General features: G+C 30.6%; 15 protein-coding genes, 3 tRNA genes and 1 pseudogene. 1 reads left to right on the forward strand and 18 read right to left on the reverse strand.

The annotated features are described in order from the left end of the window. Positions 1-68 precede the first annotated feature (68 nt). From tsaD to yedF, 12 genes are all read right to left on the reverse strand, one after another. Positions 69-1085: a tRNA (adenosine(37)-N6)-threonylcarbamoyltransferase complex transferase subunit TsaD gene (gene tsaD / locus HMPREF1984_RS05900; protein ID WP_036100011.1), complete on the reverse strand. Its 1017-nt coding sequence runs from the start codon at positions 1083-1085 to the stop codon at positions 69-71. A 19-nt stretch (positions 1086-1104) separates the two neighbouring features. Continuing rightward, complete coding sequence (locus HMPREF1984_RS05905) at positions 1105-2124, reverse strand: glycosyltransferase family 9 protein (RefSeq protein WP_021767015.1); 1020 nt, start codon at positions 2122-2124, stop codon at positions 1105-1107. A gap of 65 nt (positions 2125-2189) precedes the next feature. Continuing rightward, positions 2190-3911: a tetratricopeptide repeat protein gene (locus HMPREF1984_RS05910; protein ID WP_021767016.1), complete on the reverse strand. Its 1722-nt coding sequence runs from the start codon at positions 3909-3911 to the stop codon at positions 2190-2192. A 289-nt stretch (positions 3912-4200) separates the two neighbouring features. Next, entirely contained in the window at positions 4201-4488 is a 288-nt protein-coding gene (locus tag HMPREF1984_RS05915) for a putative quinol monooxygenase (RefSeq protein ID WP_021767017.1), read from the reverse strand. Between the two features lie 84 nt (positions 4489-4572). Beyond that, positions 4573-4649: transfer RNA gene (locus HMPREF1984_RS05920), tRNA-Met, on the reverse strand. Positions 4650-4652: 3 nt separating this feature from the next. Beyond that, positions 4653-4729: transfer RNA gene (locus HMPREF1984_RS05925), tRNA-Met, on the reverse strand. Positions 4730-4757: 28 nt separating this feature from the next. Continuing rightward, a tRNA-Leu gene (locus tag HMPREF1984_RS05930) sits at positions 4758-4845 on the reverse strand. Positions 4846-4945: 100 nt separating this feature from the next. Continuing rightward, the gene (locus HMPREF1984_RS05935; RefSeq protein WP_021767018.1) at positions 4946-5587 is read right to left on the reverse strand and encodes a DUF4125 family protein; all 642 of its coding nucleotides are present in this window, start codon (positions 5585-5587) and stop codon (positions 4946-4948) included. Between the two features lie 12 nt (positions 5588-5599). Further along, positions 5600-6547 carry a DUF4037 domain-containing protein gene (locus HMPREF1984_RS05940; protein ID WP_021767019.1) on the reverse strand — a complete coding sequence of 316 codons (948 nt, stop codon included), beginning with the start codon at positions 6545-6547 and terminating at the stop codon, positions 5600-5602. Beyond that, the gene (locus HMPREF1984_RS05945; RefSeq protein WP_021767020.1) at positions 6540-7376 is read right to left on the reverse strand and encodes a tetratricopeptide repeat protein; all 837 of its coding nucleotides are present in this window, start codon (positions 7374-7376) and stop codon (positions 6540-6542) included. Before HMPREF1984_RS05945 ends, HMPREF1984_RS05940 begins: the two co-directional genes overlap by 8 nt. 133 nt (positions 7377-7509) lie before the next feature. Further along, on the reverse strand, positions 7510-8703 hold the full coding sequence (locus tag HMPREF1984_RS11725; protein WP_304412279.1) for a cobalamin-independent methionine synthase II family protein: 1194 nt from the start codon (positions 8701-8703) through the stop codon (positions 7510-7512). A gap of 168 nt (positions 8704-8871) precedes the next feature. Continuing rightward, positions 8872-9213 carry a sulfurtransferase-like selenium metabolism protein YedF gene (yedF, locus tag HMPREF1984_RS05960; protein WP_021767023.1) on the reverse strand — a complete coding sequence of 114 codons (342 nt, stop codon included), beginning with the start codon at positions 9211-9213 and terminating at the stop codon, positions 8872-8874. Between the two features lie 645 nt (positions 9214-9858). On the opposite strand from yedF, the gene HMPREF1984_RS05965 reads away from it, so the two are divergent. Continuing rightward, positions 9859-10428, forward strand: a complete 570-nt coding sequence (locus HMPREF1984_RS05965; protein ID WP_021767025.1) for a 5-formyltetrahydrofolate cyclo-ligase — start codon at positions 9859-9861, stop codon at positions 10426-10428. A 6-nt stretch (positions 10429-10434) separates the two neighbouring features. Here HMPREF1984_RS05965 and HMPREF1984_RS05970 read toward each other — a convergent pair whose 3' ends face one another. The 6 genes and pseudogenes from HMPREF1984_RS05970 to HMPREF1984_RS11525 form a co-directional block, all read right to left on the reverse strand. Next, positions 10435-11454, reverse strand: a complete 1020-nt coding sequence (locus tag HMPREF1984_RS05970) for an LD-carboxypeptidase (RefSeq protein WP_021767026.1) — start codon at positions 11452-11454, stop codon at positions 10435-10437. After that, positions 11451-12050, reverse strand: coding sequence for an HAD family phosphatase (locus HMPREF1984_RS05975; protein ID WP_232219688.1), 600 nt, complete (start codon positions 12048-12050; stop codon positions 11451-11453). Before HMPREF1984_RS05975 ends, HMPREF1984_RS05970 begins: the two co-directional genes overlap by 4 nt. After that, positions 12041-12985 (reverse strand): DUF6348 family protein, encoded by a 945-nt coding sequence (locus tag HMPREF1984_RS05980; RefSeq protein ID WP_021767028.1) that lies wholly within the window; start codon positions 12983-12985, stop codon positions 12041-12043. The genes HMPREF1984_RS05975 and HMPREF1984_RS05980 overlap by 10 nt, the downstream gene beginning before the upstream one ends. Positions 12986-13020: 35 nt before the next feature. Further along, positions 13021-14733, reverse strand: coding sequence for a proline--tRNA ligase (locus HMPREF1984_RS05985; protein WP_021767029.1), 1713 nt, complete (start codon positions 14731-14733; stop codon positions 13021-13023). A 219-nt stretch (positions 14734-14952) separates the two neighbouring features. Beyond that, entirely contained in the window at positions 14953-15693 is a 741-nt protein-coding gene (locus HMPREF1984_RS05990; RefSeq protein ID WP_021767030.1) for a hypothetical protein, read from the reverse strand. A 27-nt stretch (positions 15694-15720) separates the two neighbouring features. Further along, positions 15721-15999: pseudogene (locus HMPREF1984_RS11525) on the reverse strand (hemolysin); the annotation flags it as partial.

Raw genomic sequence — 15999 nt, forward strand, 5'->3', positions numbered from 1 at the left:
TATTTTAAATAAATAGAATGTTGTTAAATAATTTTAAATTGTTACATTTTTATTGAAGTACTACTTAGTCACTCTCCTTTTGTTGAAATAGCATCTACCTTGTAGTTATCTTCTGTATTATCTAAATACATCCCTTTATTTTTCAGTTCATAATATGCTGCACAACCTATCATTGCTGCATTATCTGTACAATATTCCAATTTTGGGAAGATAACTTTTACATTTTCTTTTTCAGATATTTCCCTGAATTTCTCCCTTAACCTTCCATTTGCAGAAACTCCTCCGGAAACTAATATTGTATTAACTTTCATATTTTTCATTACTTTCAGTACTTTTTCACTTAATACTTCTGATACTATTTCCTGAAGCGATTTAGCCACATTTTCTTTCGATATTGTATTACCTTTCATCTTTTCATTATTTACATAATTTGTTATATAGGTTTTTATCCCGCTGAAACTGAAATTATATTCTTCAACTTTAGGCTTTTTTATTTGCAGTATATCTTTTCCATTCTTGGAAAGCCTGTCTATTTCAGGTCCTCCTGGATATGGCAACCTGAGAACACGTGCTATTTTATCATATGTTTCCCCTACTGCATCGTCTAAAGTTTCTCCTAACAATGTTATTTTTATTTCTTTATCAATTTCATCTATATAGTATAAGTTTGTATGTCCTCCAGAAACAACAAGGGAAACTGCCGGTAACTCTATATCATTTTCAATAAAATTTGAAAATATATGACCATTTATATGATTTATCGGCAATAAAGGAATTTTATTTGCCCAACTGAGGGATTTTGCAAACATTAATCCTACAAGTAAAGAACCTATCAGTCCAGGAGTATTTGTGACCGCTATATAATCAATATCATCTAAACTGCATTTTGCCTGTCTCATAGCTTCTGTAAAAACAGGCATTATATTTTCTATATGATGTCTGGAGGCTATTTCAGGAACTACCCCTCCATATTCCCTATGTATATCAATCTGTGTAGAAATGACATTACTTAATACATTTTTTCCATTTTCAACTACTGCCACTGAAGTTTCATCACATGAAGTTTCAAATGCCAGTATTTTTATGCTTTCCATATTTTTCTCCTTATTTTCTATATTTTTCCATAATTTTGTTAAATACATAATCCACACTTATATTTTTCATGCAATCTTCATATTTTTTTGGAAATTTATCATCCCCATATAATGAATGCGGCGGACAATCAGGATTATTCAGCAAATGTGTCTTTTTTTCAAAAGAGAATAATTTAGGATCAGTAGGTCCGAAAAATACAAACGTCTCACTTCCAACAGCTCTTGCTATGTGAAAAGGTCCCGAGTCATTAACTATAGCTATTTTAGAATATTTTAGAATTATACCGCTTTCCTTGAAGGATATTTTTCCACATAAATCTATTATTCTACCTTCTTCATCAGCTTTCACAACTCCAAAATCTTCTTTTCCTCCTATTACAAATATTTTACTATTTGTATTTTGAAGTATTTTTTTAGACAATTCATCATAAAAAGGCCATTTTTTAGTAAACTTTGATGCTCCAGGAGCCAATACAAAATAATCTACATTTTTTAAATCGTATTTTTTTACAAATTCCTCTTCTTTTCCTTTGTCTATGTAAAATTCTAAAGCGTCACCTTTTCCTGATTCTATATTGTTTCTATCAAAGTATAGGTTAAGTTTTTTCAGTGCAGTAAAATAGCTTTCTACAATAGTACAATCTGCATTGTATGTTATCATCTTAGCTTTTACAAGTAATGTCTTCCACCATTTTCTTTTGTTATATCTTAAATATTCCGTCTTACTGTCTGATAAACTTTTTCCTATTATTCTTGATAAAATTTTGGAATGAAGATCTATAACAAAATCATATTTTTCCTTTTTCAAATTTTCTATTACTTCATTTACGTATTTTTTATCCTTGCTTTTTTTTCTGTCAAATAATATTAAATTTCTAATTTCCGGATTTAGCGAAACCGCTTCTGAAAAACCTTCATAAACTATAAAATCTATTTCTGAATCCGGATATTTTTCTTTTATTTTTCTTATTACAGGAGTTGTTAAAAGAACATCTCCAAAAGAACTAAACCTAATTATCAATATTTTCATTTATTTTCCTCGTCAATTAATTTTTCAAACTTAATTTATAAAACTATGATTTACAAAAATTTGCTTTAACCTTTATCTTTTATTTCCTTAAGTTTCAATTTTGCATCCATTCTACCATTTTTAAGTGCCCTTAAATACCATTTTTGGGCTAATCCCATATCATTGAAATCCTGCTGATATAATTGGGCCAGAAGGTACATTGCTCTGCTTTCATTTAAAGTTGCCGCCTTTTCATACCATTCCGCCGCTTTTTCTTTGTCTTTTCCACCTTTTATTTTATCATAAAAAATCCCTAAATTTAACATGGATTCTATGTTTCCCTGATTTGCTCCAATTAAGTACCATTTCTCTGCTTCTTCATAATTTTTTTTATATTCTTCTGCTTTTCCAATTAAATTTATCCTGTCAACAGCACCTAATTCATAAAGTTTTTTATCAATTTTTTCTGCTTCTTCATAATTCTTTTCATTATGATATTTTTCTGATAAGCTCAGCATTCCAAAAAAATCATTCTTTTCAGAAAGTTTAATCAGTAATTTTTCACTTTCCTCTGAATTTCCTTCTCTCTCATATAACAGGGCCAAATTTTTTATAGCTCCCCTGTTATCATTTTGAACACCTTTTTTATACCATTTTTCCGCTTCTTTATAATCCCCTTTTTTTTCGTAAATATTTCCAAGCCTTGATAAAGGAATCATATAATTTTTTCCCAATGCTTTTTTATACCATTTTTCTGCTTCTTCATAATTCTTTTCTTCTTCATAAAGTCGCCCTAAATCATACATTGAAGAAACTTCTCCACGTTTAGCCGCATTTTCCAGCCATTTTTTTGTATTTTCAGCATCAAATTTATCCATATAATATTCAGCAAGATAAGCTGCCGCCAGTCTTTTATGTTTTTCTATTTTTTCTAGATACGTCTTTGCTTTTTCAGGATTTGAAAATAACATCTTCTGAGCTTCATTAAAAATTATTTCCACATCTGATTTTTCAAGATTTTTATCCTGTTCCATTATTTTTTTTTCTGCCATTTCGCCTTTATTTTCATTCTTTAAAATTTCCTTAATATCAGATAATCTATCTGACGCTTTTATTATTCCATAATCCTTAAGTTTAGTAAACAATTCTTCAGCCTTTACGTATTCTCCTTTTTTTATATATAGTTTTCCCAGTTCATACATATAAGCTGTTCTCTTCTGATTTGAAAGTACCGACAGTTTTTCCTCTCTCTTTACATCATTTTTTTCAATATTGTAAATTTCCGTCAATCTTTCTGTCGCCTGCAACTCTCCCTGTTTTTCTGATTGAAGAAACCATTTTTCCGCTTCACTGTAATTCTTTTTTAACATGTAAATTTTACCTAGTTCGTACATTGCCTTTGTAAATCCCAGCTTTACAGCCTTCTGCATTTTTTCAAGTGACGTGTCAACTTTTCCTTCAGCAAAATCACCCATACCAAGATAATAAGCAGCTTCACCTCTATAATCCTGAATTCTTTCAAACAATGGCTTTGCCTGTACATAGGAATCTTTCATTTTCTCTTTTGCTTCCAGTAAAATTTTATCGATTTCCGCATCACTCAGCTTTTCTTCCTCTATTTTTGCAATCTCATCTTCAACCTGCGGTTCTTTTACAACTTTCTGCGATTGCTTAACCTGATTTTTTTCTATTTCTTTATAAACTATCGTTCCCACAAGAAAGATAAAGCTGGCTACAACCAGGGAAGTTGCTATAAATGTATCCCTTTTCCTGTCCCATTCTCTTTTATTTTTTTCTGTTTCAGACATTCGCCTCAATCCTTTTCATTAGCATTATTTCTATTCAGTCTCTAATATTATTAACCATTAAAATTTCATAATCTTTTGAAACCTGCGTTGCAGTTATCTATTTTTTTCTATAGATTTATATTTTTAAATGTATATATTAATTTATATCCTAAAGAGCACTCTAAGTCAAGCATTTTCACTTAAAAATTATTATTAAAAAAACTGCCTTCAAACAGATATAACCATTAAAAATTTTCTTTCAACTTTTTGATGATTATACACTGTTAAAGACAGGTTTATTACAGTAATATTAAACTATATTATTAAATGTTTCGATAGTCGGAGCTTTTTCACATAATTCAACCAACATTGGAACAATTTTAGTAAAATGTTTAGTAGCATTGTGGATTTCAATAGCTTTTTCTGATTCCCAATGCTCAACAAAAACCAAATGATTATCTTTTTCTCTGTTTTGCTGTAAATTATAGGAAATACATCCTTCTTCCTGACGGCTTTCTTTTACAAGTTCTTTACATAATTCAATAAATTCAGGTACTTTGTCTTCCTTAACTGAAAACTGTGCTAATATGTGAATCATAACTCAACTTCCTTTCTTTTTCCTAAAATAAAATATATTCACTATTGAAACAACCGTGAATACATCTTTAATAATTTATTTAGATGGTGCCTAGAAAAGGATTCGAACCTTCGACCCTGCGGGTATGAACCGCATGCTCTAGCCAACTGAGCTATCTAGGCATTTGGTGGCGGGAGCCGGATTTGAACCAACGACCTTCGGGTTATGAGCCCGACGAGCTACCAGACTGCTCTATCCCGCGACAATATTTTTTAGATAATAGTTTCAAGTGGTGCCTCGGGCCGGACTTGAACCGGCACGGAAAAAAATTCCACAGGATTTTAAGTCCTGTGCGTCTACCGATTTCGCCACCAAGGCACAAAAACTTATTATCTTTAACACGAATTAGATTATATAACAATTGGTTTAATTTGTCAAGTGTTTTTTCAAGTTTTTTTAACTGATTTATTTTTCTGACCTATACATTTCTCTTTTCTGCTTCTTCTAATGACTTATATCCCTTGTGTTTCACTATATTTTCAAGATTTTTTTCTGCCAGATTTTTATTTTCAAATTTACAGTTTTTTATATAGTCGTAATAAAGCTGTAAAGTTTTTTCTGAATATGAAAGAAGTTCTCCCCTTAAATATGTTTCTATCGAAGTATACTCTGGCGTATCAGACTCAGAGTATAATTTTCTTCCTTTATTTGTAATCCCGGGATACTTTTCCATTATTTCCAATTCCCATTCTAAATAAATTTTTACAATTTTTTCGACAATTTCTCCTTTTTGTTCAGATATTACAGGTAAAAATTCTTTTATCCCTTCATATTCTTCAGGTGCACTGTATTTCATCATGTAGGCATATTTTTCCATAACAGGATTTCTATCTCTGTGCCCTGCCAAAATCAAATCATCAAGATAGCTGCGCAATACTGGTAAAGAAAATATTGCCCACTGGCTGCTTCTCATAATGTTAAATTCCTCATAATTATCCTGGCACGAAGCTCTTCCACCTGTATTGTGTACAGACTGAAAAAATTCCCATTCCCTTGCTATAATTTGATGCACTATATTCTGTTTAATTTCCTTTTCTTCATCTTCAATATTTTCTTTCATTCAGCTTACCTCCTAATCAAGCCATGGACTCCAGTTCCTAAGTTTTTCATCTGTTATACTTTTTTGTATTTCCGGACCATAATCAAGTAGAAAATCACTTTTTATAACTTCTATAATTCCCTGTTTTTTCATTTCTGTAATTATATTTGCACATATTTTTTCAATTATTTCTACTTTTCTATATATTTCATCAAATGGAAGTTTTACAAGCTTCCCTATCATTACATGTGTTTCTTCCCCTAAAATTGGCAGTTCTTTCAATCTTCTATGGAACCATTTATAGAAGGGTTTATATACCCTGTTCAATAAATAAATCATATGTACAGCTTCATCTATAAATTCTGTTTCAGCCATTCTTGCTGCAACAATTTCATCCCTTTTCATGCATCTTGGAAAGTTATATTGTCCTGACTGTGCAATTTTCATACATCTTGTGGCTATTTTATTCAGTCGTATATCTTCAGGAAAATATTCAGATAATTTTTTTCTTATTTCAGTAAATTCTCCCAGATTGTCAACAAATACTTTTCCGTTAGTTGCCGCAGCGAGGGCAGTTTCCGGTATGAGTCTCCAGTCATATAGATTTGAAGGATATGTTTCCATTCCTAAAAATTTATAATACCAGTCATTCATATTTAAAACTCCACGTCTATCATTTCCCCAATCACTTATATTTAAAGCCCTGAATCCCATAAATTCCTTTGGAAGAGATTCCAGTACATCAGATAGCTTTCTTCCATGTTTTTCATAATCTTCCTGTGTCAGCCATACACAGCATGAAGGCCCAAAATCATGATCCTGTGATATTTCATCATCATATCCGAAACATTCAGAACCTTCTCCTGCAAGACCTATCGCCATTCTTTCATATAAATCTGAAAAATCCTTTTTCAGAACTGGTAAATATACATTTTTAAAATATAATTCTGACAGTTCCATACCTTTTATTTTATTATTCATTTTTTCCCAATCTTTCCTTTACAATTTCAATATTCTGTAATAAACTCTTATAGTTTCCACTATTTTCTCCAAATGATTTTTTACATATTTCAGCACTTTCTTCAAAATATTTAAGAGCCTTTTCAAATTCTCCCTCATTATAATACTGAATTGCCATATTATTCAGTGATGCAGAATAAAGACCATGTTCTTTTCCAACAGTATTTTCTATTAACTTCAATGATTTAGCCAGCACCTCTTCCGACTTTTCCTTTTCTCCTGTTTTTAAATAGGGAAGTACCATATTGCTGAGGGTTGTGGCATACTGAAGTTTATATTCAGGTAATTTTTCCAGTATTTCCAGACTTTTCTTATGCAAATCAAGCGCATCCTGAAATCTTCCTGTATCCTGATAAAACAGACCAAGATTATTGCATACACTTGCGTAAAGGTAATCATTATGTAAATTGTTCTTCTGATATATCTCCATTGTTTCCAGATAAAGTTCCTCAATTTCATCAAATTTTTTCATAAATCTGTAAACTTCTGCAAGATTTAAGTTACACGTGGCATAAGGAACTATTTCCTTCCCATAGTTTTTTTCTATTATTCTTTTTGCCTTTATTATTGCATTGACAGCTATTTCAAATTCGCCTGTATATTTTAAAGTTCCACCAAGTTCATTTAAAATTTGTATGTTTTCATTACTTTCTTCTCCATAAACCTTTTCAGTAAGTTCTGCAAGTTCCTTTAAAACCTTCACTTCTTCAAGTGTTTTTCCCTGCTGCATATACTCATTTCTCTGTTTTGTAAGTTCATAAATTCTATCTTTATTTTTATCATCAGCCATATTTTTCCCCAATTATTAGTAATTTGTATAGAAAATCATAACATTTTTAATATTTATTGTCAAAAAAAGAATATCCCAGCGTTCTATTTCTTCTGAGACATTCTCACTCCTGATATAATATCCTGTAAAACTTCTATTTACAGTATCTTTCCCTTAAAATATGTGAAGCTTCCACCATCGAAGACATTTTTTGCTTTATTATTTCATATGAATTTAGAGGTCTTTTAGAAAATGTTGCAAAACCGCAGTCAGGATTTAGCCATATTTTTTCAGGCGGAAGAAAATCCAGAACTTTTTCAGTTGCTTTTACTATCTGTTCAGGAGTTTCCACAATTGTATTTCTAGGATTTAGACATCCAAATCCAAGCATTATCTTTTTATCCAGAAAATTATTTGAAAAAAGCTGTTTTACTTCACCTGCACGGGATGTTGAAAATTCAAGCGCCAGCATATCCACATCCAGCGAATCAAAAAACTGCCCAAGCCTGTCATAGGCTCCTTCCAGCAACACAGTTTCATCGCAAGTCCAGTTTCCACGGCATACATGCATTGCCCCCAGTACATTTTCATGTTTACGGAGCTCTGCAAATACAGGAGCAAGCAACTCATTTACAAATTTAAGTTCTCGATCAACCTTGATCTTCTCTGACAGGGCACCTCAGTAAAACGAATTATCCCCTTTTTTCCTTGCAAAAACAACTTCCGATAAAATCGGCTCATCAATCTGAATAATACCTGCTCCCATCTCAACTAGCCGTCTTATTTCATTAATTAGAAGCTTTACTACATCATTTCCAAGCTCTTTACGGTCACTATATACTCTCCCTGTAATTTCCTTCATCCACATGGAACGTGTTAACAGATATGGACTTGGCAATGTCATTTTAAAAGGTTTTTTTGAAAATTTTTTTATCATATCAACTTCTTCTGTATTGAGCTCTATATCTGTAGAAATTCTGTCTACACACACAGGACTGTTCATTGTATTGTCTGCCGCATCCATTTCCTCAAGACTTTTATTGAATTCTTCCGTATTTCCTGTAATTTCCTTTATATCTTCCATTGTCATAAGCTTTACTCCAGGAACGTGTTCTGCAATATAACTCATATAGTTATCTCTCGCCAATTCCCCACTTACAACCACATCAATTCCTACTTCTTCAGACATTTGAATAATCTTTTCTGTTTCTAAATATACTTTTTCCTTATATTCCTCAGCATATTTATCATCTTTTATGCTTTTTTCTTTTAAATCAAGTAATTCTTTACTTCTTGGCATACTTCCCATTAAAGTGGTTGAAAATGGCTTAAATCTGTTATTATTCATGTCAGCCTCCTTTACTGATTTCATTTTATATAAATCTATCTTAATTTTACTACATCTTATATTTAAATTCAAAATTATATTTAATTTTTTCAATTTCTTTATATTTTTAAATAACAATAAGCAGACATTAGCTATCCATGCCTGCTTATATTTTTCAGTTATATTATTTTAAGGTTCGACAATTAAATTACTGTTAGTCAATATTTCAACAACTTCTGCCATTGTAGTTGTTCCACCTACTTCAAGGTGAGCAGTAAGTTCATAATAATCAACACAGATACCACATGAAAGTATTTTTACACCTTTTTTCTCAAGTTCCTTTAAGTCTTCAAGACAAGGTGACCCTTTAGTAGTAAGTTTAGCTCCTTCTCCATAAAAAATAATATGAGCAGGTAAATTTTCCCTTTGAGCAAGAGTATGAATAAATCCATTCATAAGATTATCAATCAGAGCCTGCTCTCCAATTCCCATTCCAGTTCCTTTAATTACAACATCATAAGTTTGTGCCATAATATATTCCTCCTATTTAAAATATATGTTATCAACTACTTTATAATTAAAGTTTATTATATTAATTTTATTTTAAAGATAATTATTAACTGGTATAATTCATTTCATTTTAGGTATAACACATAAAACTTTGATTGTCAAATTAGTATTGAAAATTCAAATATTGAATTAGTTTTTTATATGGCAGAAATCATTTCAATTATTGCATCTCCTAATTTTTTCAGTTATTCCAGCTATTTTCTATTTTTTTGTATTCTTTTACGTAGTAAGACCTCAAATAAATTTCCTTCATTACTTTTTTCCTCCTATTTTTTATGTAAATATGATTACTCAGATTCCAAAGATGTAGCATGTTCCTTCATTATAAAATCACTCTATTTTGAAGTTTTATTTTCCTGTTTTTGAGAAAAAGTGATTTTTTAACACAATTATTTTTTTTAATATGGAGTTTTTCTCCAACAAATAAATAGTACATCTAATTTTTAGCTTTTGTTAAGTTATTTTTTTCTCTATTTTTTTATATATATTGGGGTATTTTTTTAAATCTTAAAATTTTAAAAAATACTATTCCTAAAAATTCCCAATTGCAACATTACCATTATTCTGATACAATAAAAATCAATAAATTTAAAGGAGTTCCATACTATGACAAAAAAAGAAATTCGACAAAATATGATTTTACAGAGAAATCAGCTTTCAAAGGAAACTGTTCAAGAAAATAGTAATTCCATTATTGAAAATCTCCATACTTATATTCAGAAAGCTGAAAATATAATGATTTTTATGAATATGAAAAGTGAGGTTGAAATTACAAGGTTAATAGAACTTTATCCCAATAAAAAATTTTATATTCCAAAAACTTTTCCTGAAAGAAATATGAAAATCAATCTTTACAATAAAAGTGAGCTTGTTTTACATAAATTTGGATATTATGAATCTTCATCTGAAATTTTTTATGATGAAAAAATTCTTGATTTGATTATTGTTCCTGCAACAGCTTTTGATTATTCAAAAAATCGTCTTGGATTTGGCGGAGGGTATTACGATACTTTTTTAAGTAAAGTTATTTTTAATAATAAGACCAATAGAAAAAATCGCAACAAACCCTTAATTATAGGAGTATGTTACGATTTCCAGCTAGTTGATTTTATTCCTTCAGAATACCATGATGTAAAAATGGACTGTATCATTACTGAAAAGAATATTGTTATTTAAATTTTATTATTTTACTGATTTTTCTATGATTATTTCATTTTTATATGTATCTATTTTAGCATTGGCACCAATTGGAACGGTAATAAAAGGTCTTACATGTCCAGATTTAAACCCTTTTATTATCGGAATTTTCATGTCACCAAAGTTATCCAGAAAAACATCTTCCAGAGACATGTCATCCAATTCTGATCTTTTGGCACCTTTAAAATCTCCTAAAATAATACCTTTTAAATTTTTAAGCTTTCCAGCAAGTTTTAACTGTTTAAGCATTCTGTCCACCCTGTATGTAGCCTCATTTACTTCCTCTATAAATAATATTTTTCCGTCTGTATTTATTTCGTATTCTGTTCCAAGGGAAGCCACTACAAGCGAAAGATTTCCACCTGTTATTTTTCCTTCTCCTCTACCACTTTTCATTATTGAATAACTGTCATCAAATTCAAGAAGATTGTAGGATTGTTTGTCTGTAAACGCTTTATTAAACCCATTTTCAGTAGTTTCAGGTATTTTGTCAAAATTTGAACTCATAGGCCCATGAAAAGTGACAAGCCCTGTTTTTTCATTGATTGCAAGCAATAATGTTGTCAAATCACTAAATCCTGAAAATATTTTAGGATTTTTTCTTATCAGGTCATAATCAAGTTTGTCTACAATTCTTATAGTCCCGTATCCTCCCCTTATGGCAAAAATTGCCTTTATGTCTTTATTTGCGAACATATCATTTATATCTTTAGCCCTTATGTAGTCAGTTCCTCCAAATCCATACCATCTTGAATCATAGGAACGGCCGTATACAACGTTAAATCCTCTGCTAAGAAGATATTCCACTTCTGCATCAGCAGATGTCCCCTTGTAATTTGCAGGAGCGATAAGACCAATTGTATCTCCAGGCTTTAACGCTTCAGGAATGATAATTTGATGATTTTCCGCCTGTAATGTAAAAGCTGATACCAGCACAAAAACAAATATTAAAAATATTTTTTTTATACCTGAAACTTTTCCGGCAATATCAATTAAATTTTTCATTTTAAAAATTCCTCCAGTTTTTGCTCAAGTTCAGTATAATCAGGAAGATGTATTCCTCTTATCCCTTCTTTTTCACAGGCTTCGATATTTACTTTTGTATCATCGATAAAAACCGTTTCTTCAGGAATAAGGTTAAATTTCTCTATAAGAGTGTCATAAATTTCCTTTTCAGGCTTTAAAAGATAGTAGTAGCATGAAACTGTATGCCCGTCAAACAACCTGAAAAAATCATACTTTTTAAAAATATGCTCAAAGGCAGGCTGATGGAAGTTTGATAGAATATACAGATTATATTTTTTCTTCAGTTCCGGTAATAACTTAACATTTTCTTCTATTGGCTGCAGTATTTCAAAAAGATCCGCATCAAAAAGCCTGTCGATCTCTTTATCTACTCCGGAAACTCTTTCCTTAAATATCTTTTTTGCATCTTCATAAGAAAGGGTACCTCTGTCCAGCATCTGCCATTCATCACTACCGAATATTCCATTGTAGAAGGCTTCCCTTTTTTCCTCTGGAACATTTTTTTCAGTATATTCCTTAGGCTCAAACTTTATGAGGACTCTTCCTAGATCAAATACTATATTTTTTATTGACATTCTTTTCTCCATTCTTTATAGTTAAGATTTTCTTTAACATCTGTAATAATGACATACTGTTTTCTAAACTTCATAATATCAGACTTTTTCCATGTTTCAGCATATTTTTTAAGATTTTCTTCTGCTTCAGGATACTCTTCTCCGTTAATTCTGCAATCTGCCCTCAAATCTCCATTAGGATCTTTTAAGGCAAACAATCTAATCGCATAATTTTTTCCTGTATTATTTATCTGCTTAGAAAAAGATTCTATTGATTTAGTAAACAGACAGCATGGACAAAATTCATCAGCATACTGTTCTGCATCAATTCCTTTTTTCTTAGCCTCTTCTTCATTAATATTCGGATAAGCAATCATATTTCCAAAAAATAGATGCCTCTTTACAGGTGGCTTGTCATCAAAATTCATTTCTATTACCTGATTCATATTTTTGGCATTTTCCGGATCAGCTGCATCTACAAGGGCATTCCAGTCTAAAATTACCCAGCTATAAAAAGCACTCTTAATACCTTTAGCAAGACCATCACAAAACTCACCATACTGATATTCAAAAATACCATTTGGAAAGAGTTCCTTATGATGAATCTGAATTGTTGCAGCTACCTGAAGCAGCCCTTCATGACTTTCCTGATCTATCCAGTTAAGCAATGGAAGAAGATAATATCCATTTTTAGGAACATATAGCCATTTCATACCTTCTTCATCGTTTATTATGTGGACTTCCCAACCTTTTTCCGTCAGTAAATCATACAGAAAATCTGCTACAACAATATTAGGATTCTTTCCGGAAGGACTTTGAAACATACTTACTTTTGAAGGATTATCAGGCAATATTCCCCAGTTAAGTTTTTCTGTATACTCGATTCTATCCGTACTGCTATCATGCTCTACTTCTTTATTTTTAGATTTGAACAGCTTTTTTAATTTGTCAAACATTATAATTTTCTCCTTTAATTACATAAAGATTTTTTCTAGTCTTTCATAAAATCCTTTACAAACTGTAATACGTCTTCTGCTTTGACTTCTGTACTTTCTCCTGTTCTTCTGTCCTTAATTTCAACTTTACCTTCAGCCGCACTTTTTCCAGCAACTATTTTCAAAGGGAATCCAATAAGATCGGCATCTTTAAACTTAAATCCTGCTCTTTCATTTCTATCATCTAAAACTACTTCTATTCCATTGGCAAGCAGCTCTTCGTATATTTTTTCTCCTAACACTGACTGTGCTTCATCCTTAACATTGGCAATTATTACATCCACTAAGTAAGGGGCAATATTTTTTGGCCAGATAATACCAAACTCATCATTATTCTGCTCTATCGCCGCTGCCATAACCCTTGAAATTCCGATACCGTAGCATCCCATTTTCATTATCTGCTGTTTTCCATTTTCATCAAGAACTGCGGCATTTAATGCTTTTGAATATTTATCCCCTAATTTGAATATATGTCCTACTTCTATACCTTTTGCAAGTTTCAAAGTTCCCTTTCCGTCAGGTGCAGTATCTCCCTCTCTTGCATTTCTTATATCTGAAACCATATCGTAAACTATATCTTCAAGATTTACATTTATATAATGGTGTTCTTCCTTGTTTGCACCTAATGCAAAGTTTCTTACATATTTAACTGTTTCATCTATTACTACTTTCAGCCCTTCTTTTTTCTCATAAGAGCCTGCATATCCAGGAACTATTCCAAATTTTTCACAATCTTCAGCTGTCATCATTTCAAGCTCAGTTTTTGCACCGATTGCATTTTTAAGTTTTACAGAGTTTACATCTAAATCCCCTCTTATTAATGCCATTACAAAATTTTCCCCATCTTCTGTAATTTCTTTCAGCATTACTGCTTTTACTGTTTTTTCTTTTGGAATATTTAAGAAATTTGCCAAATCTTCTATTGTTTTTGCATGTGGAGTTTTTACTAATTCCTTAGGTAATTTTTCTTCATCGCTTTCCTTCAGCTCAATAATACTTTGAGCCTTTTCAATATTTGCGGCATAATTTGAAGAGTCATCATATAGGATGTCATCTTCTCCGCTTTCTGCAAGTACCATGAATTCATTTGAAGAATCTCCTCCTATTGAACCTGAATCTGCCTCTACTGCCCTGAAATTAAGTCCACATCTTGTAAATATTCTTTCATATGCAGATTTCATATTCTGATATTCTTCATCCAGCGATTCCTGATTAATATGGAAACTGTAAGCATCCTTCATTACAAATTCTCTTCCTCTCATAAGCCCAAATCTAGGTCTTATTTCATCTCTGAATTTTGTCTGAATCTGATAAAGGTTAAAAGGTAAATCTTTGTATGAAGACACCATATTTCTTACTATATCTGTTACAACTTCTTCGTGAGTAGGCCCTAAAGCAAACTCTCTTTCATTTCTGTCCTTAATTCTCATAAGTTCCGGACCATAAGCAAACCATCTTCCTGATTCTTCCCAAAGTGAAGCAGGCTGTAATACAGGCATGTGTATTTCCTGAGCTCCTGCTCTGTTCATTTCTTCCCTTGTAATATTTTCTATTTTTCTTAAAACTCTGTATCCTAAAGGCAGGTAGCTGTATACTCCTCTTGTAAGCTGTTTTATCATGGAAGTTCTCAGCATTAGCTGATGACTTGCCAGTTCAGCCTCCTTAGGAGATTCCTTATACGTTTTTAAAAATGCTTTTGATAATCTCATATCTATTTCCTTTCATTTTTTTGATTTTAATTTATACGAATTATTTTTCATATTTTCATAAATTCCAAATTAGGAATTTTTGAGTTTTTATAATAATTCAATTTATATTATACAAAAAAGACTGAAACTAGTCCAGTCTTTTAAAATATTTATTTGAAAATTTATAATTCAACTCTCACTTTCAATTTCTAATTTAAAATTTTTCTGTATTAACTTTTTCTATTTTTTATTATTTTCAAGTAAATTATACAATTTTATTAAATCCTCGTTCAAAGAATAGTAATAAGTATCTAGAAACCAATCTTCAAAATATACTTCTTTAGAAAAATTTAAATATTTATGAAAATCTGAATAAATCCTAAAATTAGAATTGAAATTAATTATAGTTTTATATTCTTCTTTCTTAGAATAAATGTATTCTGCTACTTTTTCTATTTTTTTTAATTTATCTTGAAAATCATCTATTTTTTCCATCTTTTTTTTCATTTTTTCATATTCATGCAAATCTAAATAATAATTAAAATCTTTTGATAAATATATTATTACTTCTGAATCAATTATCTTATCAAAAAATGTTGTTTCAGGAAGATAAGTATTTCTAAATGGAATAACTGATATACCCTTTGATAAATACATTTTTTTATCTAATTGTTTTACTAAATTTTTAATTTCATCACTATAATTTTTTAATTCATCTTCTTTTATAGTAAATTCTTTTATTTTATCTTTATCTATCAAAAGGGAGCAATTTGAAACCAAAAAATTTGATAAATTATATTTTTTAAGACATAAAGATAATTTTTGTTTCGTTTTTAATATTTTTATTTTTTCATCTTTCTCTATTTCCATACTTAACCAATTTTTATCATCTCTTACATTATTATTTATTCTAGTTATTTCTTCACAATTTACACTGATACCAATCAGAAAAAAAATAATTATTTTTTTTAAATAGTTCATTAGTATACACCTCTTTTTAAATTTTCTTTACCATGATTTATCATAATTTTGGATATCTTTTCCAGCATAACTGTCAATCTTAAATGTAGAATTTCCTTCCTTACCAATTACAGCTCCAGTATTTTCAACTGTTTTAACATGAAGATTGCTTCCTTCTCCAACAACAAATGTACTTTGATTGTCTACAAATGCTCTGTTCCCATTTGTTCTGCTCGCATTTATGGTTACTGAACTTGGAACTCCGTTTGCACTTATTCCAAGATTCACTCCTTTACTGCTTCCAGTAGTTGTGCTTGTGTTCTGTCT

It is taken from the genome of Leptotrichia sp. oral taxon 215 str. W9775 (genome assembly GCF_000469505.1).
Taxonomy (GTDB): Bacteria; Fusobacteriota; Fusobacteriia; order Fusobacteriales; family Leptotrichiaceae; genus Leptotrichia_A.

Excerpts from the sequence above, each read along its gene's own strand:
- HMPREF1984_RS05940 (WP_021767019.1), bottom strand. The coding sequence starts at position 6,547 with ATGAATAATAAAATAAAAGGTATGGAACTGTCAGAATTATATTTTAAA.
- HMPREF1984_RS05980 (WP_021767028.1), bottom strand. The coding sequence starts at position 12,985 with ATGTTTGACAAATTAAAAAAGCTGTTCAAATCTAAAAATAAAGAAGTA.
- HMPREF1984_RS05915 (WP_021767017.1), bottom strand. The coding sequence starts at position 4,488 with ATGATTCACATATTAGCACAGTTTTCAGTTAAGGAAGACAAAGTACCT.
- HMPREF1984_RS05975 (WP_232219688.1), bottom strand. The coding sequence starts at position 12,050 with ATGTCAATAAAAAATATAGTATTTGATCTAGGAAGAGTCCTCATAAAG.
- HMPREF1984_RS05935 (WP_021767018.1), bottom strand. The coding sequence starts at position 5,587 with ATGAAAGAAAATATTGAAGATGAAGAAAAGGAAATTAAACAGAATATA.
- HMPREF1984_RS05910 (WP_021767016.1), bottom strand. The coding sequence starts at position 3,911 with ATGTCTGAAACAGAAAAAAATAAAAGAGAATGGGACAGGAAAAGGGAT.
- HMPREF1984_RS05965 (WP_021767025.1), top strand. The coding sequence starts at position 9,859 with ATGACAAAAAAAGAAATTCGACAAAATATGATTTTACAGAGAAATCAG.
- HMPREF1984_RS05990 (WP_021767030.1), bottom strand. The coding sequence starts at position 15,693 with ATGAACTATTTAAAAAAAATAATTATTTTTTTTCTGATTGGTATCAGT.
- HMPREF1984_RS05945 (WP_021767020.1), bottom strand. The coding sequence starts at position 7,376 with ATGGCTGATGATAAAAATAAAGATAGAATTTATGAACTTACAAAACAG.
- HMPREF1984_RS05905 (WP_021767015.1), bottom strand. The coding sequence starts at position 2,124 with ATGAAAATATTGATAATTAGGTTTAGTTCTTTTGGAGATGTTCTTTTA.
- HMPREF1984_RS05985 (WP_021767029.1), bottom strand. The coding sequence starts at position 14,733 with ATGAGATTATCAAAAGCATTTTTAAAAACGTATAAGGAATCTCCTAAG.
- yedF (WP_021767023.1), bottom strand. The coding sequence starts at position 9,213 with ATGGCACAAACTTATGATGTTGTAATTAAAGGAACTGGAATGGGAATT.
- HMPREF1984_RS05970 (WP_021767026.1), bottom strand. The coding sequence starts at position 11,454 with ATGAAAAATTTAATTGATATTGCCGGAAAAGTTTCAGGTATAAAAAAA.